The organism is Desulfovibrio sp. (assembly GCA_016208105.1).
In the GTDB taxonomy this organism is placed as follows: domain Bacteria; phylum Desulfobacterota; class Desulfovibrionia; order Desulfovibrionales; family Desulfovibrionaceae; genus Fundidesulfovibrio.
Genome location: JACQYS010000001.1, coordinates 122,394 through 142,917, shown reverse-complemented (window position 1 = coordinate 142,917; position 20,524 = coordinate 122,394). Strand labels below are relative to the sequence as shown.

Genomic DNA, 20,524 nt, shown 5'->3' with positions numbered 1-20,524 from the left:
TTGAGAACCTCCGCCGCCAACGAGACAGACGTGCCCAAGCTGACGCAAGGCTTTGGGGCTGGGAGTTCGCTTAATCGTGTTATGGCGTGAGGCGGCGGGACATCATGCCCGCAAAAGAAAGGCTGACGCGACTCAGGGTTCGCGCATGGTTTCGTCCAGGGAACGGATCACCGGGTAGAGCAAATACGTAATGACCCGCCTCGAGCCGACCTTTATCTCGGCCGTGAGGGTCATGCCCGGAATAAGCCGCATGTCCGCCGGGACCGCCCGCAGGTTGGCCCCCTGCAGGGCTATCCTGGTCCGGTACATAAGCTGGCGTCCTTCGGGAGAATCCTTTTCAAAGGCGTCGGCACTGACCGTACGCACCGTGCCGTCCAGGACCCCATGGCGCTGGAAGGGAAAGGCCTCTACCTTTATGCGGGTTTTGTCTCCCTCACGGATGTACCCTATGTCGCTGGCGCGTACTTCCGCTTCGGCCTCCAGAGCCCCATCCAGGGGGACCAGGATGGCCACGGTCTCGCCCTGAGCCACCACGGCCCCGGCCGCATACTTGCCCAATTCGAGCACGATGCCGGCCTGGGGAGCCTTGAGGACTATGAGATCCTTCAGACGCGACGCCTTGCGCTCGCGCTCCTCCACCTGGTCAAGCTCGCGTCTGGCATCCACCAGTTCCTTCATGGCCCCGCCCACCCAGGAGCTGTTGAAGGTTTGCAGCTCGGCCTTGGCCCGTTCCAGGCTTTGCTTGAGTTCCAGGGCTTCATTGGCGAATTTCTTGCGCTGGCTCTCGGCCTCGATTTTCGCGCTTTGCGCCTTCATGTATTCAAGCTTTGAACTCGCCCCTTGCTTGAACACGTCCTGGTACATGGCCTCCAGGTCCTGGGAGATGGCCACTTGTTTGCGGGCCTGCTCCTCGGCCGTCCTGTTCGTCTGGATCCTGGCTTCCAGCTCCGCTATGGACCGGTTCAACGCGTTCACCCGGGATGCGTTTTCCGCCTGGCGCTTGAGCATGATCTCGCGTTGGGCGCTGACTTCTTCTGGAGCCAGGCCGTCCGGCGGGGGACACGTCCCGGAGGTCTCGCACCCCAGGCGCCACACCTGGGCCGCCAGGCTCCGCCGCCGCTTGGCCTGTTCTTCAAATCCGGCCTCGGCGAAAGTGGGGTCCAGGATCGCAAGAGGCTGGTCCCGAACCACCCGCTGCCCCACGGACACGAGTACCTCCTTGACCACGACGCTCTCCATGGGCTGGACAACCATGTTCTTCTCCCCGGAAACCAACTTTCCGGTTGCTGAAACGACCATATCCATGCGTGCGATGCAGGCCCAGGCCAGGGCGGCAAGGAAGAAGAACGCCGACAGGTAGAGCACGAATCTGGCCCGCACCGGTATCGGCCTGGACTCGATCTCCAGGGCGTCGGATTGAAAGGACGCGAATCCGTGGGCCTTTGGTGAGGACTCACCCCGCTTCGCGGGGGGACGACTCGGTTCTGTCATGGCAGGGGCCGCCCTCCTCCGGGGTTGAGCACATGCCGGTTCTGGCTTCTCCAGAGATCGCCGTACACGGTGCACCGTTCGACCAGCTGATCGTGCGGGCCCACGTCCACAATCCGCCCCTGATCCATGACGATGATGCGGTCAGCCCCGGCCAGCATGGACAAGCGGTGGCTGATCATGATGGTTGTGCGGTCGCGGGTGATTTTCTCCAGATTGTTCTGGATGATTTCCTCGCTCTCGGCATCCAGGGCGCTGGTGGCTTCATCGAAAATGAGGATGCGCGGCTGCGTGAGCAGCACCCGGGCGATGGCCAGCCGCTGTTTCTGGCCCCCCGAGAGGTTGGCGCCGTTTTCCTCGAGCATGGTGTCGTAGCCCTGGGGCAGGCGGCTAATAAATTCATCGGCCCCGGCCAACCCGGCTGCCCAGGCGATCTCGTTCATGGTGGCCGTGGTTTTGGAAATCCCGATATTGTCACGCACGGTTCCGTGGAAGAGAAAGTTCTCCTGGAGCACCACTCCGATATGGCGGCGCAGATGAACCAGATCGAATTCGCGCAGGTCGTGGCCGTCCATGGTCACGATGCCGTTTTCCACCGGGTAAAGCCCCTGGATAAGCCTCGCAAGGGTGGATTTGCCCGAGCCGCTTCTCCCCACGATTCCGGTGACGGACCCTGCGGGAAAACTTAAGCTCACCTGGCTCAAGGCTGGAGGGCCTGATGAACCGTAGCTGAAGCTGACCTGATCGAACCTGATATCTCCCCGGATGGCCGGACGCAGTCCCCCCTTGGCCGGAGAGCGCTCCGAGGGCTCGTTCATGATGGTGGCCAGCATCCTGACCGACAGTGCCTTCTCCTGGTATTCATGCAAGAGCGACACTATCTGCACCAGGGGGGCGCTCACCCGGCCGGCCAGCATCTGGAAGGCGATCAAGGCCCCGACGCTCATCTGGTGCTCGAAAACCAGGTAAACCCCGACCCACGGGATAGACAGGCTCATGAGCTTCTCCAGAAAGCCCACACCGGAAGTGGCCGAAGTGGAGATCCTTCCCACGTCGAAGCGCATGGACACGGCCCGGGCCGCCTTCTCCTCCCACTTCTTGCGCTGGACAGGCTCAAGCGAAAGGGATTTGACCGTCTCCATTCCCCGGATGGTCTCCACCAGAAACGATTGGCGCTCTCCCTCGGCCTTGTAGAGCTTTAACAGCCTGCGCTTGAAATAGGGGATGAGCACGGCCAGAAACCCGGCCAGGACAAGAGAGAAGCCCACCACCAGGGAGGCCAGCAGCGGGCTGTAGAAAAAAAGCGCGGGGATAAACACCACCAGGGCCACGCTGTCTAATATGGTGAAGAAGAGCTTGCCGGTCAGGAATTCACGGATCTTGTCCGCCTGCTGCATGTGCTGGATGAGCACGCCGGCGTGGCTGCTCACGAAAAAGAGCATGGGCAGGCTGACCAGCTTGGAAAACGTCCGGGTGGCGATGCGGATGTCGATCTTGGACGTGGCGTGGAGCAACAGATATCCGCGCAAGAAGGTGAAGGCCGCATCGAAGCCAAGCACCAGGAGCATCCCCAGGCTCAACACCTGGAGCGTGGAAAGGCTGTGGTGTATGAGGACCTTGTCGATGACTATCTGAAAGTAGATGGGCAACGCCAGGGCCAAAAGAGAGAGCATGATCGCCGCCACGGCCACGTCGAAAAGCGTCCGGCCCTGGCGAAGCGCCTCGGGGATGAACCAGCGCAGGCCAAAAGGCTGGTTCTCGTCGGTCACTCCGTAATGGCGTTTGAGGAGCATGACCTGGCCGTCCCATTCGTCCTGGAACCGCTGCCGGTCCCAGGGCTCCCGGCGCAGGGGGAAACTCAAAAGGTCCAGCACCTCCACGCTTCCGGTATCCGCATCGCCCAACACTCCAGCCAGAATGACTGTCCGGCCGTCCCCAAGCCTTGCCAAAACCGGAAACGCCTCGCCCAACTGGAAAACGTCTTCGAAACTCAGGCGCCTGTATTCGGCCCGCAATCCCTGTTCCCGGGCAATGGTAAGCAGCTTGTCCGGGGATGGTTCAGCATTTTCAAGAGCGTACTGATGGGCAAGCCCGTCGGGCGAAAGATCGAGACCCCGGCCTCTGGCCGCCAAAGCCAGACAGCGCAGGGCCGAAGACCCTCTCTTGGGGGTCAAGATGATCGTTTGACCCTTCCAAATGCTCTCAAGCCCCTCTTTTGCCAGTTCGAAAGGCCCGGGCGACTGGGACAGGGGGTCCGCCACCAGAATCCGCTCGCCTTCGGGGCCTCGGGCAAACCCCACGAAGACGACCGTATTGCCCTTCTCCAGACGGGCCAGAGCGGGAAACCGGTCGAAACGGGAGAGAGCGTCCCAATCGAGCTGAGCCGTTTCGGCGTCAAAGCCGCTGCTGCGGGCTATTGTGGAAAGTGTGTCCGGGTCGGGTTCGCTTTCATGCAGGCCGTAGCGCTCCTGGGCGGTACGGATGTCGAAATGGATGGCGTAGGCGTCGGCCACTGCCTTCAGGCAGCTCAAGGCGGTGCTCATGACTATTCCTGCACCGCTACGAAAAGAAGGTCAACCGCGGCAGGCGCCTGATGGAAGTTTCCTGGCCTGGGCTCAGCCCTGGGCCAACACGCGTTTCAATGCGTCCGCACCCGAAAGCATTTCCGGAAGCGCTCCAACCCAAGTTGCTATACCGCTCATCGCAGGAGAAGGAACAAGAAGCAGCGCAGGGTCGACCTGGCCCGGCCAGTTCGAAGTACCACCTGAGATGCCCAGATTGAACTCTGCGGAACTCAAGCGGTTCTCTTTGTATCCGTCCGGATCTGCTTCAACCTCGACGATGGTTTCATGCTCCTGGCTGGAGCCAGGCTCAGAGGAGCCCCCCCCTGCAACAACAGTAGTATTGTCTTGGTTGGAACCTGGCTCCGAGGTGGGGGGCCCGGCCAGGTTGTCCTCATAATCCCATTCGTCTTCGTCCGCGCCCGTGAGGATGTCATCCTCGAGGAATTCGTCGTCTAACAAGGCGTTCCCGGCAGCCGCGAGCAGGGTTTGTTTCTCGGCGGAGACAACTTGTGGTGGCGTGGCGGGCCGCTTGTCCACGGGGTAGAGAGCCGCAAAGGCCCGTTTGTCCAGTTCGCCGTAGACCTTCCTGTTTATCCCCTCTTCATCGCGATAGGACATGAGAGTGTATTGGGTGTCATCATACTTGGAGAATTTTTTCCCCAGCTCTTCCTTGGCGTCGTCCAGGCCCGCAGCGTGCCCCAACTCGTGGAGCAAGGTCTCGAATCCACTTGTACCGGGCGCCAGGCTCTCTTTTGCATATGACCATTTGTTCACCGTGATGGTCTGCTGGTATTGCGTGGTCTTGTTTCCCTTGGCATCCACAACGGTCACCTTGGCTCCGTAGTGCTGGCCCATGGTGCTGTCTTTTTCAGAGCCCTCAGACAGATCAGCCTGACCCAGAATGAGTCCTCCCTTGACGCCGCTTTTCTCCACGAACTTGACCCCGGTGACGTTGCTCAACTCCTGAAGGGCCTTTCGGGTGTTTGTCTTCTGCTCTTCGGTCATGGCGACCATATATGACTTAACCTGCCTCCCTTTCTCGTCCAGCGCCTGGGACTGCTGTATGTCAAACGAGAAGTATACCGGCTGTCCGGTTTTCAGATTGTCGGTGAACGTCTTGTTGACGGCAGTGTTGTCTTTATTGTCTTTGGGAACCTGCGCGTCCCATACCAGTGACCACGCCACGGGATCCTTTTGCTGCCAATAGGTGACCCAGTTGGGGTCACCGGGTGCAGGCGGAGGGGTTACGGTGGGTGTTGTGACAGATGTTGCGGCGCCCGAAAGCAGCGCGGCGGAGTCTGGAGTTGCGCCCAAGGAAAAGCCCGTCCCCGCCGTAGAGGTGTCAAGAGTGGATAGGCTCATATGCGTCCCCCCCTTCCTGGCTCCGATACCGGTGCGTCCGGGATATCGCTCTCCCGAAGAGATTATACCGTTTTTTAATCGCTAGTACGCTATGAAAACAGTGTCAAGGACACTCTGCGGAGCCGTTGCCAGCTCCCAGGCCAGGCCGGCTTCCCGCTCAAACGGCATACGGAAAATACCGGTTTGCTTGCAAAAGTATGACAGGCTATACGTGCCTCATACCGCACGATCCATGCCATGTTGCCATGTATCCGGTTGTTCAAATCAAGACACAAGGATGCCTATGGACACCATCCTTTCTTTGGAAACTCCGCCAGACAGCGGGTTTGCGCGCGTTTTGACCACCGCCGCCGAGACGCTCGCCCTGTCGCGCGGTTTGGACAAGCGCGAAAACATGCGCTTCCAGTTGGCCGTTGAGGAGCTTTTCACCTATCTCGCACAGGTGGCTCATGAAAACAGCCAGATAAAGACCGTTCTGACGGGAAAGGCCTATCAGGTGTGCGTCTCCTTCCGGTTTCAGGCCTCCGGCTTATGCCTGGGGGCGCTCAACGCCAGCTGCATCACCACACTGGACGCCAACGGCGAGGCATCACACGACCTGGGCCTCATACTTGCCGGTCGCGTGGCGGACCGTTTCCGCCTCACCCGCGATGGCGACGCCACCTTCATGCTGCACGCGGAAGTGGACAAGGCCTACCCGGCCACCAAAGCCGCGCCTTCGACAGTCGTCTTCAAGCCTCCTTACCAGGTAAGGGCCGAGCACGACCCGAATCAACTCATGCACGCCGCGGCGCTGGCAGCCGCCCGTTATCCAGCCTGGCATTGCCCGGCAAGTTTCCAAACACCAGGGAAATTTGCGGACATGGCCAAAGCTGGCCAATTCAGCTGTGTTCTGGCCTTGGACGCAGCATCCCATCCCGCCGGTCTTCTCTGCTGGACCAAGTCCGGGGAAAAGGGGCTTTCCTTTTCCGGCCCCTTCGTCTTTGTGCCGCCTGCCGACTCTCCCCATGTGGCCCGGCTGCTCTCGGACGCTTTCTTGGCCACGGTGGCCCGCGAAAGCGTGGAGATCGTCTTCAGCGAAAGAGCCACCCCGGATGCGCCGGACGGTTATTTCGAAACCCTGGGCATGGTCACCCGGTACGGGCCGGACGGGCAGAGCGAACAGCCAGTGCTCTACCGCCATCTGCGCGAAGACCTGGGCGAGACAGTGTGGGCCGATCCAACGCTCGAGGAGTTCCTGCGCGGCGTGTACGACCGCCTGGCCATGTGCCGCGACATACTCCCGGCCCATTCCTCCGGCTCCTTCGAGAGCAAGAGTTCGCTCTTCTCCACCATGATGGACACGGGCAAGGGCCTGGCCGTGCTGCGGCCCCTCCTCGACGGGGAGGACATGGCCGCCAACCTCGCCGGCCATGTCCGCGCCCTGACGGAAAAAGGCTTCAAGAACATCCTTCTCTACATGGATCTCTCACACGCCTGGGAGGCAGCCCTGGCCGTTCCCATAATGGAGGCCGGATTCAAACCCAGGCTGGTCCTCCCATTCGCCAGCCGTTCCGACGTGGCGGTGTTCCAGTATGCGCCAGCTTGCTGACCTCGTCCCCCCCCACGTCCTGAACTTCGAGAGCTACGTCCCGAGCCGTCCGGACGATGTTCTCATGCGCCAGTACGGCGTACAAAGCCTCTACCGCCTAAACAACAACGAGAACGCACTGGGCCCTCCCCCTGCCGCCAAGGAAGTGCTGGCTGCCTTTCCTCCCGAGCGGGGCGCCATCTACCCCAACGGCGACTGCTTCTTTCTTCGCCAGACATTGAGCGAAACCTTCGGCAAGAATGCGGAACGCTTCCTGGTGGGCAACGGGTCCTGCGAGGTGATCACCTCGGTCATCAAGGCTTTCTGCCAGCCGGGCGACAACATCGTCACCGCGGACAAGACCTTCGCAGTCTACGAGTGGGTCGCGGCCTTTTCCGGCATAGAGCCCCGCCTCGTCCCGCTTCGGAACTACGCCCTGGACCCTGAGGCAATGCTTAACGCAGTGACGGACAGGACCAAGGTCGTGTTTGTGTGCAATCCCAACAATCCCACGGGGTCCTGGTGGAACAAGGCCACCCTGGAACGCTTTCTGCGCGGGATCAACGGCCGTGCCGTGGTTGTGCTCGACGAAGCATACCGGGAGTTCGTGGAATCTCCTGAGTTTCCGGACGGCATGGAAGTGATGGAGCGCCACCCCAACGTGCTGGTCTTCAGGACGTTCTCAAAGATGTACGGCCTGGCCGCACTCAGGGTGGGATATCTCTGCGGCGGTCAGGAAGCTGTGGACATCGTCAAGCGTACGCACCTGGTTTATTCCGTCAATGCTCTCGCGCAGCTGGCCGCCAAGGCGGCCCTGGAGGACGACGGATCGCATGTGGCGGCAACGCGGCGCATGGTAAGCCAGGCCAGGGGGTTTCTGAAATCCACGTTTGACGCGCTGGGGCTTGAGTGTGTTTCCGGGGAGGGCAACTTCATCATGGCCCGGGTGCCCATTCCGGACACCCTGCTCTACCGGCTGCTCATCAAACAGGGAGTGATGGTCCGGACCATGACCGGATTCCGCTTTCCAAACTGGATCAGGGTCACCCTCGCCCTGGAACCAGCCATGGAAGCCTTCGCCAAGGCTCTGCGAAACTCCCTGGACAAGCGATGAACACTGATACACCGGGGCAGCCCGAGCGTCTGTTCACGTATGATTTCGTGGTGCTCACCATTGCCGCGACGTTCGGGTTCTGCAACATCGCTGTATTTTACGGTCTGGCCACCCACCTGGGGAAAATCGGATTAGACCCGGTCTGGCAGGGGACCGTAATCGCTGCCGAACCGCTGGCGGCCTTTGTGACCAGACCCTTCCTGAGCGTCTGGCTCACTGCCCGCCAAGCCCTGTCTTTGACGCGTATATCTCTCGTGGCCATCGGTCTGGCCTTGCCGTGCTACCTGTTCGCCAGAACCGTTCCGGAGCTTCTTGTTGTGCGAATCTTCCACGGGCTGGCCTTCGTCTGTTTGGTGAGCTCGGTAATGACGCTCTTCTCCAAAGTGGTGCCCCCGCGCTCTGCCGGCCGCGCCTTCGGCCTGTTTTCCCTTTCCGCCCTCGTACCTTACGCTCTCATGCCCCCCCTGACAGAATGGTTGCTGCCACTAGTCGGCGGAGAAACCCATGTCTACGCCTGGACCGCCCTGTTGACCCTGCCGTCGCTGGCCATGCTCGTCCCGCTGGGAGCACGCCTTGGCAAAAACGCTTTCCCAGAAGCTGAAGGGCGCAGGCCCTCCATGCGGGAACTTCGAGAGAACCTGGGACAGGCCCCCGTACTGCTTCTTCTTATGGCTAATCTGCTGGTTATCTCCAGTTCCACGCAAGTATTTTTTTTCATAAAGCCATACGCTCTTGTTCTGGGGATTGGCGATCCTGGACTATTTTTCACCGTATTCAATGTAGCATCCATCGCGGCCCGGGTAGCGGCCGGACCATTCATCGACAGGCTGCCCAGACGGATCATCGCCATGCTCGGACTTCTTGGGCTGGCCGTCTGCATAGCCCTGTTCGCATGCACAAAGGGCGGTGCCCCTTTCTTCTTGCTGGCCGGTGGCTACGGTTTTTGCCTGGGTATAGCCATGCCCCTCCTGAATGCGGCCATGTTCCTCGAATCCCCTCCTGCTCTGCGCGGTTTGAACATGAACCTGATGCTCTTCATGATGGATGCCGGGTACACGGTCGGCCCCATCGTGGGGGGGATGCTGTTGGCCGGGCCAGGAGGATTTCCGTCGCTCTTTGGTTTCGGCGCAGGGTGCGCCTGCACGGCGGCGTTGCTGATGGCGCCGCTGGCGGTAAAGGAGTGGAAGAGTAGAAGTCTGGTTGATGGGTGATGATGGCTCAATAGCAGGAGCTGTTGTTTAAGAAGCCTCCGGCGGCCAAAGGGACGATGTCCCTTTGTAATCCCGTTTCGGGCGGGGTTATTGCGCCAGACGCAAGAGCAGATTTCCGGCCACATCCCGGCGATAAGAGGCCGAAGCCCGCAGATCGTCCATTGGCGAGATTTCTTTTCGAACGGCCTGCGCTGCGGCAAACAGTGCCTCACGCTCAAGCCGCTGCCCTGTGAGCGCCTGCTCCGCCTGCTGGCAGCGCACCACCGTGGGTCCGACGCTGCCATAGGCAAGACGGGCCTGCTGCACCACTCCATCCGAATCCGTGAGGATGACCGCGGCCAGGCTGACAACCGAAATGGCCAGCGCCTTGCGTCGCCCCACCTTCTCGAAGTGCTGGAGAGCCGAAGTATCCGGAGGCGAAACGAGAACCGCCGAAACGATCTCCCCCGGCTCAAGCCTGACAACCCCCGGCCCGGCGATGAAGTCGGCCAGGAGAACGCGGCGTGGGCCTCGCCTGGAGGAGAGCTCCACCCGGGCATCCAGGGCATAGAGCGGAGCCAGGGTGTCCCCGGCTGGCGAAGCCGTGACGATGTTGCCGCCAAGCGTTCCCATGTTGCGGATAAGCGGCGACCCGAGCACCGCAAGCGCGCCAGCCAGCACGGGCAGACGCCCGCGCACCAGAGGATGGCGCAGCAAGCTGGCGTGGGTTTCGCACGCTCCCAAACGGATGAGTCCGTCCTCTTCACCCACTCCGTACAGGCTCTCGATCCTTTCCAGGCACGCCACCAGGGCGGGAGCTTCTCCGCGCCTGCGCGCCAAGAGATCCGTGCCCCCGGCCATCACCGCCGCCCCGTCTTCCAGATATGGCCACAGCTCAGGGAGGCTTGCCGGGCAAACAACGTCGCTGTTCACGAGTTCTTCTCTCCCGTGGTCCTGGAGACCGCCATCACCGCATCCACGATCTTGACGTACCCTGTGCAACGGCACAGGTTTCCGGATATGGCCTCACGCACTTCCCCCCGATCAGGACATGGCGTGTGGGCAAGCAGCTCGGCTGCGGCGATGGTCATGCCCGGAGTGCAGTATCCGCACTGAACGGCCCCGTTTTCAGCCAGCGACGCCTGGATGGGATGCGGGTGCTCCACAGTGCCGAGGCCTTCCGCAGTGACGATCTCGCGGCCTTCCAACTGGGCCGCCAGCATGAGGCAGGAAAGCTTGGCCGTGCCGTCCACCAGAATCGCGCACGCACCGCACTCTCCGGAACCGCAGCCCTCTTTGGCAGCGGTCAGGCCCATCTCGCCTCGCAAGAGGTCCAGAACCCGTGTGCCGGGCCTGGTTTCCAAACGCACCTGCCTGCCGTTCAAGGTGAACGTCAGAGTGATGGTCTTGCTCATGACTTTTCGCCTCTAAGGGCCCGCAACACGTCTTCGGGTTCGACGGGCACGCTACGCACCGTAAGGCCCACGGCGTCTCCCAGGGCCTGGGCCACGGCAGGCGCCGGCCCGTGGATGCCGACCTCCCCCATCCCCTTGAGCCCGAGCGGACCTGAGGGTTCGTCACCGTCTACAGTCGCACATTCGAGGTCGGGAAGATCAAGCGCTGTGGGGATGAGATAGGTGGACAAATCCCCCGAAAGGATCCGCCCGCCCTGAGTGGAAAACTTTTCCATAAGGGCTAGTCCAGCCCCCTGGGCGGCAGCTCCCTGCACCTGCTGTTCGACTCCCCGAGGGTTCAGCACCCGCCCGCATTCCACAGCGGTGACGCACTCCTTAAGCTCCACCTGTCCGGTCAGCTCGTCCACCTCAACCGCGCATAAGCAGGCGCCATGAGAGAAGAAAACATGCGGGAAACCCAGCTTGAATTCCTTTCCCGTATCCGGCGGATTTTCCACCACTGGCATCACGAACTGGTCCACGCAGATGCGGTCGTCGCGCTGGAGCATGGCCCCAAGCATGGACAGGGGTACCGAACGCCCCGTGGCCTCATCGGCCACTTCCCCTGGTTTGAGGCAAAGCCGGTTAGGTTCATCCACCAGCAGGAACAGGGCCGCGCGCGCGATGAGTTTTTCGCGCATGGCCTCGCAGGCCCGCAGCAGGGCGTTGCCGAAGGTATACGTGGTGCGGCTGGCCGAGGACGATCCGGCAGGCAGGCACAGCCTTGTGTCCGGCTGGACCAGCTCGAAGCGGGACGCCTCCTGCTTCAATGCCGTGGCCGCCAGCTGGACGAACGCCGGTGCGTTGCCCTGGCCCATGTCGGCCACGGAGTTGAATATCTTGAAGTTCCCCTCTCGCGTGAGTTCAAGCTTGGCCGCTGCCGCATCCGGCAGACCACGCCCGTAGCCCATGGCGTTGCACGATGCCGCGATCCCCACTCCCCGGCGCTTGAACGGCGGAGCCTTTGCCTTCCATGCCATGCGGTCCGCCCAGGCCGGGTGAGCCATGACCGTCTCCAGACACTCGCACGCGCCCGAAGGGGATTGCATGGCCACGCCCGCGCAGTTTTGCTCGCCGGGTCTCAGGGCGTTTTTCAGGCGCAGCTCGCCGGGGTCCATGTGAAGCCTTGCGGCCAGAACGTCCATGATCCGCTCTATGGCGAATATGGCCTGCACCACGCCGAACCCACGGAAGGCGCCGCCCACCGGGTTGTTGGTGTAGACGCAGAAACCCTCCATGCGGGTGTGCGGGATACGATAGGCCCCCCCGGAGTGCTCAAGGCCAAGGGCCATGATCTCAACACCCAGGTGGGCGTAGGGGCCGGAATCGAAATACATTGTGCTCTCAAGCGCCTGCAGCACGCCATCCCGGGTGGCGCCCAGCCGGATGCGCATGCGGGCCGCGTGACGCTTGTACCCGGCCAGGAAGGTCTCTTCACGGCCCCAGTCCATCCTCACCCATCGGCCACCGCTTTTCAGTGCAGCCAGGGCCAGCAGGCACTGAACCGTGGCCCCGTCCTTGCCTCCGAAGGCACCGCCCAGGTAGGGCGCGCGGATGCGGATGCTCATGGGGTTAAGCCCCAGGGCATGGGCGATCTCGAAGCGGTCGCGGAAAGGGGCCTGCGTGGAAACGATCATTTCCAGGACGCCTTTGGCGGTCATCCTGGCCGCACCGTTGGGCGGTTCCAGGGAAACGTGCTCCTGCATGGGGGTCTCGAATTCCCCCTCGACCACAACTTCACACGCCTGCATGGCCTGCTGGGCATCGCCCTTGTCCACCAAGCCCCGGGCCAGCAGGTTGCCGGTCTCCCAATCGGGATGCACAAGAGGAGCATCCGGCTTGAGGGCCAGTTCCGGATCGAAAATGCCAGGCAGCGGTTCACACTCAAGGCGGATGCATGCCAGGGCTTCGGCCAGGGCTTCCCGGCTTTCCGCCACCACCAGGGCCACCGGGTCGCCGGCGTGGCGGACCACGCTGCCTGCCAAAACAGGCTGGTCCTTGTGGACGATGCCCTGCCGGTTGGTGCCAGGCACGTCCGCCCGGGTAAGAACCGACGTCACCCCCTGGACGGCGCGGGCTTCCTCGGAGTGCACGGCAATGATTCTGGCATGGGGAACGCCCGCGCGCTTTACCCCGGCCCAGAGGCATCCGGGCGGGGTGAAGTCCGTGCTGTAGCGCTCGGCTCCCACTGCCTTGGACAAGGTGTCCCGGTGGTGAAACCGTTGGCCGGAAGAGTTGGAGGAAAAAGCGCTCATTGCTTGATCACGCCAGGGACCGGGAGCGGTCCCAGTCAGCCCGGATAAAGGCCAAAATCTGTTTCGATCTGTCCGCATACAGATTGATGGCGTCGAACTCCGGTTCCACATAGAGCTTTTGCATCAGGAGGCCGTCGGGGCCAAACCACAGAGGGACAAAGCCGCCCAGGAAGAAACCGCGCGCGCGCAAAGCCTCCACCGCGAAGGCCACTCCCGGCTCTCCCGTGTTGACGAACACCTGGACCACGGCCAAGCCGCGGCGTTTGGCGGCTTCATCGAGTCGTTCGACACGTTCAGGGAAATCGGCTCCCACTGCCAGAACCTGCATCCGTTCCACTTGGGCGAAATCGAACGTGCGCAAATCGAGAGAGCTCTGGGCTGCCAGGGGAGCGTCCATGCCACTGAAGCGTATCTCCCGGTCCAGGGTGAATCCGCCAAGAATGAACTCCATCTCTTCGCGGTAGCATTCGGGCAGATGCAGGGGTTTACGCTGGTCGCGATCCACTCGTGCGCCAAGCAGGCAGCTTACCCGCTGCGCTCCGGCTCCTTCCTTCTCGTAGGCTCCCGCAGGCATGAGGGCCACTTCCAGGCCGCATTCAGCATACCCCTGTCTTTTGACAAATTTCTGGGTGACCATATGGGTGCACACTGCTTCACCGAAGAAGCCTTGCGCCTGGGTCATGGTCCGGGAGTACCGGTCCATCTCCTTGGAGATTTTGGCCACCATGAGCGAATTGCGGTATTCGGGGGCCACGATAAACTGGCCGAACTCGAACAAAGCCTTGTTTGGCGGGGAACTCTGGTAGTAGGCGCCAGCGCCCGCAACGGTTCCCGAAGAAAGCCGGGCCACAACAGTAAGAAGCTTCCCTTCGGCGTTGAAACGCTCGATGGTTTCCGGATCATAGTAGTCGGCAACGGGATAGCGGTCCCCGTACACGGAGTAGAAAAGCTGCGCCACACCCGGTCCGTCCCCGGGCCGGAGCAACTCCACAGTATACTCCTGTCCAGGCTCAATCTCGCGCCAGTTCCGCTTGATGCGCGCGATGGATTCCGCTTGCCCCGACTCTCCATCCACGCGTTCATTGATGTAGGCGATAAAGTCATCCAAGGTCCGAAGCGACAACGAGGCGCGATCATCAATGGTCAGACCAAACCGCTTTTCAACAGCCAGGCAAAAGGCTGGATAGTCCAAAGAATCCACCCCCTGACGCAACAGGGGCAGGGCCGGTTGTACCGCTTCAGCAGTGGACGGTTCCACTCCGGCCTCAACCAGCAATTCGCGCAGGATGCCCGCAGAAACAGTCATGAAAGACTCCTGTGTGGTTCTTTTCAAGATTCACGCAGTACGAATCGTTGCACCTTGCCGGTGGCAGTTTTGGGCAGTTCGGCCACGCATTCGAAACACGCCGGGCACATGTGCTCGGGCAGGGTCTCTTTCAGATAGCGTCGCCACTTAAGTTCCACACTCTTGTCTGGCTTCGTGCCCGGGGCTGGCACCACGAACGCGCATATAACATCCAGGCCGTTCATTTTTCTAGCTGCCACAGCGCACTCCGCCACAGTGGGATGGCGCAGGAGGGCTTCTTCCACCTGAACCGGGGAGACCCACTGACCGCCTGATTTGAGCATGTCGTCGCTTCGGCCCTGGTGGGTGAACCAGCCGTCCTGTTCTGTGAACACGTCTCCCGTGCGAACCCAGCCGTCATCCAGTATGGTTTCACGGGTCTTGTCCGGACGATTCCAATAGCTTTGGAGCAGGCTTTCGCCCCGAATAAGCAAATGGCCCTTGCTGGAACCGGCAACGTCCTTCCCGGCGTCGTCCACCAGCCTAGTCTCGTACCCAGGAACGACCTGTCCGGTCGATCCGGGCCTCAAGCATCCCCTGCGGTTGGAAATAAAGACGTTGAAAGCTTCCGTGGAGCCGATCCCGTCAAGTATCTCCACACCCGTAATCCGGGCCCACTCTTCGTGCAGCACGGCTGGCAGGGCTTCCCCCGCGCTGAAGCACAGGCCCGGGATCGAGTCTTTCATGTCTGATTCAAAGGCCCTGATCATCACGTTGTAGAGGGTTGGAACGCCGAAAAATGCCGTTGGCCTGTGTTTTCGCATCAGATCAAATACGTCGTACGGACCAGGTTTACCAGGAAAGAGCACCGTGGTCGCCCCGACCGCCAGGGGAAGTGCCAGGCTGGCCAAAAGCCCGTAGGCGAAGAAAAGCTTGCTCGAAGAAAGAATTACGTCCGCATGCGTCAATCCGAGCACCGCTCCCCATGTGGCGGAAGGGATAAGCAGGTCCTTGTGGCTGTGTGGCACTCCCTTGGGCCGCCCGGTGGAGCCGGAGCTGAAGAGCATGAACCCTGGATGATTTCTATTCGCTGGGCGCGGCGAGAAGTTGCTGGAGAACCTGTCCAGGTTTGGAGGGCCCTGGTCTTCACAAAGTACCGCCGGGCAGTCCGGTGTAGCCGCCAATGCCGCCGCATGCCCCTCGAGTGTGAAAATGGATCTCGCCCCGGAATCTTCCAGCACAAATGAATAATCCGACGTTTTCAAAAAGGAGTTCACCGGAACAGGGCAGACTCCGGCGAGCAAAGACCCGAGAAACGCCACGACAAAGGCCGGCGTATCCGGCAGGACAAGGATGACTCTCTCCCCGGGCAGTATGCCCAGCGAGTCAAGATACGATGCGAACCGAAGGGACCGCTCGCGCAGATGGCCATACGTAAGGACCGACTCGCCAAACACGTAGGCGGGCTTGCCTGGGCTGGCCACTCCCGGCCCATTGAGCAAGGCGCAGGCGGCATTGCCGGTATCATCCATTCGTTAGGTTCCCTTATGTGTTGGCTCAGGCGTATGCGAGCGGACGTACCCAGAGACGTTGCGGCATACCCGTCACAATTCATTCGACCCGCAATGAGGAGCAGACCGTGCGAACCGCCCGCCGTCCACCCCGAAGCGTGCGTGAGGGTTGTAAAAAGTGGAAGATACCTAGCTTTCCTGGATGCTGATGGCAAGAGAGCGCCGCCCGCGCGGGCATGGCCGGATGATTGCGAACGGCCAGCGCTTCCCCGGCGTGGAGTTCACGGTCTTGGTCGCACAGCATCCCTGAACGTGTCATCGAGCCAGTCGAAGACCACCTGGCTCATGAGGCTTCTGTTTTCCATGACGCAGTGGTTGGAAGCGCCCTCCTCGGCCGGGGTGATCACCAGATCTTTCCTGCTGCTCCCCAGGCAATCGAGGCACAGCTTCGTCTGCCGCTCGATCTCCGGACTCTTGTATTCGCCGCTGCCCACCACGATAAGCGCGGGCATGGCAACCCTGGCGGGATCGAAACGAAATCCGGTGTTGGCCTCGACAAGGCCGGGCAGGTTGTTCATGTCCACCCCGAACCGCCAGGCGATAAGCTGGTTGTTCTGGCGTTTGAAGGAGGACCAGCCCTTGGCGACCTCCGGTGTGGCCGTTGCCACGGCCATTTTGGCCACACCGGCCCCGGCATCGACCACGCAGTTGTTCATGACAATCGCGGAGATGCGCGCGTCATGTTCGGCCGCCTGAGGGACAAACCCGCCCCCGCTGCTTATGCCATAGACGGCGAGGCGCTTGGGGTGCACGTCCTTGCGGCTTAAGGCGTAGTCCACCACGGCCTTTATGGGCACCTCCATGTCCCGCCTGAAAAAGCGCCCCTCAAGGGGAAGAAGTCCCTGGCCGGGCAGGTCCACTGTCATGAAGTTGTAGCCGCGCTCGAAAGCCTGCTGGGCTATGTAGAAATACTGGTCCTCGGCGAAGGTTTCCGCGCCACCGATCATGATGAGCGTCTTGGTACGCCTATTCGCGGCAGACGCCTTGCGGAAGTATCCGGGGAGCACGGTGCCCTCAAAGGGGATCTCGAAGTACATGAGCTCAGGCTGCATGAGCTTTCCGGCCCGGTTCATCAGGTCGCGGCTGCGCTTGGCCGTTTCCCTCAAGCGGGGGTCGTCCGGGAGCATGGACACCATGCCGAGTCGGTAGGCGTAGCTGGCCCGCAGGAACTGATCCCTGGCGCTGACGGCATGTCCCGCAGACAATGCTGTTTCACCTCTCGCCTCGATGAGGGCTGCGGTCTTCAGCCATTGTTCCTGCCAGCTCGCCGCGTCGCCATCCTTCACGTTGTTCGCTGTGGCGAATGCTTCGCCAATTTCGCAGCCGTGGTTCACGGCTGAACCAAGGACCAGAGAACCGAACACGAAGTCCATTGTCTGGTCCGAGAAGCGGAAACGCGAATGCGCCGCGTGCGGATCCACCGCCCGATCCGCCGTTTGCGCGTGCATGGGGCCCTGAGCTTCGGCAACACCGGTCTGAGGCGCCTGGGAAGCGCACGAAAGCAGCAGGCAAGCCGACAGAAGGGCGTAGCCCGTCATCACAGCGCGCACAGACATGCAGAGAGCTCCCGCGTGAGATGGTTTTGGCCAACATGCTGGACGCTGATGTTGCGGTTCAAGCACAGAGGCTTCTCCCCCCCTGGGCCGCCTGAATGGTCACGGTTTGGCCCTCTCATCCAGCCAATTGAGGATGTCCTCGCTGGACACCAGAAAGGCCCCGATCTGGCAATGGAACTGGGCGCCCTGGCTGGCGTCGAACTCCAGGAAGGTTTTCTTGGTTTTGAGCGCTTTGTAGAACTGTTTGGACTGAACCTGGGAGTCGTTCACCGTGTCGGCATTGGAGTTGACCACCAGCATTTCAGCCTTGATCCTGCCTGCGGTGTCGGCCACGGTGTAGGGTCTTAGTTTGCGGAACAGCTCACTTGGCGAAGCGGCCTTGAAGACCCACAGCCGCTGGTTGATGGCGTGGCGCATCGCCAGGCTCTTGTCCATTTCCTGATAGATAAGCGCGTCCACGGCGTCGGCCTGGCGCGGGTCTGCGGCAATCTTTCGCACCGCTTCGGGCAGCTGGTTCACGATCCCGTCATAAACACTCCACACTCCTCCGTTGGCGATGCCCCACTTGATGCGCTTCTCAAAGGCCAGGGCCCTGGGCACGGCCATGGAGTAGCCGATGATGGCCATGCGTTCGCCGTCCACCTCGGGAAGGGCCACCGCGAAGTCCACCACCGGGGTGACCACCTTCTCCCAGTCGGGCCTGAAGGGCAGGCCCTGTTTGATGATCATCTCCCCCTGGCCCGGTCCTTCGAAGATCAGACAACTGTATCCGCGCTTCACCACCTGGGCGCCGACCATGAGATAGAGATCCTCGGCCGAGCCGTCCAGGCCGGTCTGGAGCAGAAACAGGGGCCGTTTTTTGCCGCTGTTGTCCGGGGTGAGCAGGTATCCCGGCAGGGTGGTTCCCTCGTATGGGATGCGTACGGGCCGGATGCGTCCCTGGGAGAGTGCCGCGGCCTTGAGGAATGTGTCGCGGCCGTCCTGCCAGGACGCTCCCCCCCGTTCGGTGCCGTAGAGGAAAACCCCTGCGGCCCGGAAGGCGTTGGTGGCCCGGAGATAGGTTTGCATGGCGCTCTGGGCGTGACCGGCAGCGGCGTACGCATCGGCCTTGACTCGCAGTGTTTGGGCCATGTCGTTCCAGGCCCGGTACCAGCTTTCCGTGTCGCCATCTTGTATTCTGCTGGTTACGCTCAGCAACTCGCCCAGATCCGCCCCGCCGGAAACGATCACACCCGCATGCCACAGGGTCTGGAACACAAAGGCCCGGTCATTGAACAGGAATTTGTCCATGGCCCGTTCGGCGACGCCAATGGATTGAGAGGCCGTATCGCCGCTGGCCCGCGCCGGAGAAACAGCGCCCCATTCCAGGAGCGCCGCGAAGAGAAACACCGCCAGGATGACCAGGGGATTGATGCGGGCAAGTTTCATCGGACAGGCTCCTTCTCGTTGATCCCTGTTTCGGAGAAAGCGGAAGGGTACGGACCGGGCACGACGCTCACTCAGTTCGGGCGAAAGCGCGACACCTTGTCGATGAAATCGCATTCCCTCTGGTAAAGATGCTGCTCGGCCTGAACGGTGTCCGCAAAATTAAGGTTGCTGTCGGACCGTGCGTCATAGGCTGGCCAGGCGGGGAGCCCCGGGCCGTTTGGGTCGCCTGTTTTCGCGAAGTTCACCCAATAGGCCATCACCTGGCGGGAGAGTTCCCTGTCTGCGGCCGTATACCCTTCAGAATCAGCCATATTTCCGAACACGTAGGCCAGGTCCACCCCATGGAAGGCCGCCAGTTCGCGGGCTTTGGCCGTGTTCGGACGCCGGGTGAAACGGTAAAGGAAGGCCTTGGAGTTACCCTCCGCCAGGGTCCGGGCCATAAGCCGCGCGGGCTGGGCGTTCACGGCCACGGTTATGAACCTATTGATGGCCTGGTATACGTCCCGGTCGTCCTTGGCCGGGAACATGGCCAAGGCCTCGGCCGTGTCCTGCCCAAACCTGGCATTCAGGAAGGCTTGATATTTTGCGAGAGAAAGGTCCTTCTCGCCGCGCAGGTAGACGGTTCCCTCGTCGCCCGTGCTTCCCACAATCATGGGCACGTCGTGCGGTGCGCCCGGCGAGAAGGCCGTGCGAACATCGCTGGGGACAACCCATCCGTCGAATACCGGGGCGAAAAAGAGACCTTCGTCGAAAAGGCCGGTGCTACAGTCCGCCGCTTTGATCACCTCGCTAGCCGGCTTGGCTCGCATGCAGGACAAGGCGTCGACGCCTTGGGGGCAGCCCAGGCGGTCGCCCAACGTTTCGCCCATGCGCGAAACGTTGGGCATGTTCCCGTCAAAGAAAGGGTTCAGATACTCAGAACCGATAATCGGTCCGCCGCTCTGGGCGATGGCCCGGCAGAAGAGCCCCTTGGCCAGAGGACTCAGGGTAAGCAGGGATACCGAGCGCGAACCGGCGGACTGGCCGAAGATGGTCACCTGGTCTGGATCGCCGCCGAATGCGGCAATGTTGCGCCGCACCCACTGAAGTGCCTCAATCTGATCGAGCAGGCCGTAGTTTCCGGCCACGGCCTTTCCGGATTCGGCCGCGAGCTGCGGATGGACGAAAAACCCCAGTGGCCCCAGGCGGTAGTTGACTGTCACGACCACAACGCCTTTTCCGGCGAGGTTTCTCCCGTGGTATTCCGACTGCGAGGTGGCGCCGAAATTGAACCCGCCTCCGTGTATCCAAACCATCACCGGGAGTTTGTCCCCGGCCTTGCGGGCGGGCGTCCAGACGTTCAGGGAGAGGCAGTCCTCGGCGCAGCCGGGTTCCAGCGGACCAGATTGCGGGCAGGCCGGACCGAATGCCGTGGCGTTTCGTACCGTTGTCCAGGCTGCGACAGCCTGCGGAGGTTTCCAGCGCAGTTCGCCCACGGGCGGCGCGGCGTAGGGAATACCGAGAAATTCGCGTATTCCACCTTCCACTTTGCCGCGCACAGGGCCACTGTCCAGCAAGACGACGCCGGTTCTGGACTCTCCGGCCAACACCACTCCAGGTAAAGAGAGCAACAAGAAAAAGAAGTTCGCAACCAATATGTGCGTTTTCATGCGTCTCTCCTTCAAAGAAGCATCCGCTTCTCTGCCCA

14 protein-coding genes are annotated in these 20,524 nt (G+C 61.5%); 3 read left to right on the top strand and 11 right to left on the bottom strand.

The genetic code is table 11. The features are described from left to right. Positions 1-132: 132 nt before the first annotated feature. The 3 genes from HY795_00640 to HY795_00630 all read right to left on the bottom strand — a co-directional run bounded on the left by HY795_00640 (position 133) and on the right by HY795_00630 (position 5,237). A complete protein-coding gene (locus HY795_00640; GenBank protein ID MBI4803723.1) occupies positions 133-1,491 on the bottom strand; it encodes an HlyD family type I secretion periplasmic adaptor subunit in 1,359 nt (452 codons plus the stop codon). Then, positions 1,488-4,031: an ATP-binding cassette domain-containing protein gene (locus HY795_00635; GenBank protein ID MBI4803722.1), complete on the bottom strand. Its 2,544-nt coding sequence runs from the start codon at positions 4,029-4,031 to the stop codon at positions 1,488-1,490. The genes HY795_00640 and HY795_00635 overlap by 4 nt, the downstream gene beginning before the upstream one ends. Before the next feature lie 72 nt (positions 4,032-4,103). Next, positions 4,104-5,237 (bottom strand): hypothetical protein, encoded by a 1,134-nt coding sequence (locus HY795_00630; GenBank protein MBI4803721.1) that lies wholly within the window; start codon positions 5,235-5,237, stop codon positions 4,104-4,106. Positions 5,238-5,691: 454 nt separating this feature from the next. Between HY795_00630 and HY795_00625 the strand changes: the two genes are divergently transcribed. The 3 genes from HY795_00625 to HY795_00615 are packed head-to-tail and all read left to right on the top strand — an operon-like array spanning position 5,692 to position 9,309. Beyond that, positions 5,692-7,005 (top strand): hypothetical protein, encoded by a 1,314-nt coding sequence (locus HY795_00625; GenBank protein MBI4803720.1) that lies wholly within the window; start codon positions 5,692-5,694, stop codon positions 7,003-7,005. Then, positions 6,989-8,098 carry a histidinol-phosphate transaminase gene (hisC, locus tag HY795_00620; protein MBI4803719.1) on the top strand — a complete coding sequence of 370 codons (1,110 nt, stop codon included), beginning with the start codon at positions 6,989-6,991 and terminating at the stop codon, positions 8,096-8,098. Before HY795_00625 ends, hisC begins: the two co-directional genes overlap by 17 nt. Further along, positions 8,095-9,309: an MFS transporter gene (locus HY795_00615; GenBank protein MBI4803718.1), complete on the top strand. Its 1,215-nt coding sequence runs from the start codon at positions 8,095-8,097 to the stop codon at positions 9,307-9,309. The genes hisC and HY795_00615 overlap by 4 nt, the downstream gene beginning before the upstream one ends. Positions 9,310-9,396: 87 nt before the next feature. Here HY795_00615 and HY795_00610 read toward each other — a convergent pair whose 3' ends face one another. From HY795_00610 to HY795_00575, 8 genes are all read right to left on the bottom strand, one after another. Next, positions 9,397-10,221, bottom strand: a complete 825-nt coding sequence (locus HY795_00610; GenBank protein MBI4803717.1) for a xanthine dehydrogenase family protein subunit M — start codon at positions 10,219-10,221, stop codon at positions 9,397-9,399. Next, positions 10,218-10,703 (bottom strand): (2Fe-2S)-binding protein, encoded by a 486-nt coding sequence (locus HY795_00605; GenBank protein MBI4803716.1) that lies wholly within the window; start codon positions 10,701-10,703, stop codon positions 10,218-10,220. Before HY795_00605 ends, HY795_00610 begins: the two co-directional genes overlap by 4 nt. Next, the gene (locus tag HY795_00600; GenBank protein MBI4803715.1) at positions 10,700-12,997 is read right to left on the bottom strand and encodes a molybdopterin-dependent oxidoreductase; all 2,298 of its coding nucleotides are present in this window, start codon (positions 12,995-12,997) and stop codon (positions 10,700-10,702) included. The genes HY795_00605 and HY795_00600 overlap by 4 nt, the downstream gene beginning before the upstream one ends. Positions 12,998-13,004: 7 nt before the next feature. After that, a complete protein-coding gene (locus HY795_00595; protein ID MBI4803714.1) occupies positions 13,005-14,303 on the bottom strand; it encodes an acyl carrier protein in 1,299 nt (432 codons plus the stop codon). Positions 14,304-14,326: 23 nt separating this feature from the next. Then, positions 14,327-15,814: a benzoate-CoA ligase family protein gene (locus HY795_00590; protein MBI4803713.1), complete on the bottom strand. Its 1,488-nt coding sequence runs from the start codon at positions 15,812-15,814 to the stop codon at positions 14,327-14,329. Positions 15,815-16,074: 260 nt separating this feature from the next. Next, positions 16,075-17,301 carry an alpha/beta hydrolase gene (locus tag HY795_00585; protein MBI4803712.1) on the bottom strand — a complete coding sequence of 409 codons (1,227 nt, stop codon included), beginning with the start codon at positions 17,299-17,301 and terminating at the stop codon, positions 16,075-16,077. A 207-nt stretch (positions 17,302-17,508) separates the two neighbouring features. Beyond that, positions 17,509-18,837: an alpha/beta hydrolase gene (locus tag HY795_00580; GenBank protein MBI4803711.1), complete on the bottom strand. Its 1,329-nt coding sequence runs from the start codon at positions 18,835-18,837 to the stop codon at positions 17,509-17,511. A gap of 71 nt (positions 18,838-18,908) precedes the next feature. Beyond that, positions 18,909-20,486 carry a carboxylesterase family protein gene (locus HY795_00575; GenBank protein ID MBI4803710.1) on the bottom strand — a complete coding sequence of 526 codons (1,578 nt, stop codon included), beginning with the start codon at positions 20,484-20,486 and terminating at the stop codon, positions 18,909-18,911. Between the last annotated feature and the right edge of the window lie 38 nt (positions 20,487-20,524).

Excerpts from the sequence above, each read along its gene's own strand:
- HY795_00625 (MBI4803720.1), top strand. The coding sequence starts at position 5,692 with ATGCCTATGGACACCATCCTTTCTTTGGAAACTCCGCCAGACAGCGGG.
- HY795_00595 (MBI4803714.1), bottom strand. The coding sequence starts at position 14,303 with ATGACTGTTTCTGCGGGCATCCTGCGCGAATTGCTGGTTGAGGCCGGA.
- HY795_00605 (MBI4803716.1), bottom strand. The coding sequence starts at position 10,703 with ATGAGCAAGACCATCACTCTGACGTTCACCTTGAACGGCAGGCAGGTG.
- HY795_00640 (MBI4803723.1), bottom strand. The coding sequence starts at position 1,491 with ATGACAGAACCGAGTCGTCCCCCCGCGAAGCGGGGTGAGTCCTCACCA.
- HY795_00590 (MBI4803713.1), bottom strand. The coding sequence starts at position 15,814 with ATGGATGATACCGGCAATGCCGCCTGCGCCTTGCTCAATGGGCCGGGA.
- hisC (MBI4803719.1), top strand. The coding sequence starts at position 6,989 with ATGCGCCAGCTTGCTGACCTCGTCCCCCCCCACGTCCTGAACTTCGAG.
- HY795_00580 (MBI4803711.1), bottom strand. The coding sequence starts at position 18,837 with ATGAAACTTGCCCGCATCAATCCCCTGGTCATCCTGGCGGTGTTTCTC.
- HY795_00575 (MBI4803710.1), bottom strand. The coding sequence starts at position 20,486 with ATGAAAACGCACATATTGGTTGCGAACTTCTTTTTCTTGTTGCTCTCT.
- HY795_00615 (MBI4803718.1), top strand. The coding sequence starts at position 8,095 with ATGAACACTGATACACCGGGGCAGCCCGAGCGTCTGTTCACGTATGAT.
- HY795_00585 (MBI4803712.1), bottom strand. The coding sequence starts at position 17,301 with ATGCACGCGCAAACGGCGGATCGGGCGGTGGATCCGCACGCGGCGCAT.
- HY795_00635 (MBI4803722.1), bottom strand. The coding sequence starts at position 4,031 with ATGAGCACCGCCTTGAGCTGCCTGAAGGCAGTGGCCGACGCCTACGCC.
- HY795_00600 (MBI4803715.1), bottom strand. The coding sequence starts at position 12,997 with ATGAGCGCTTTTTCCTCCAACTCTTCCGGCCAACGGTTTCACCACCGG.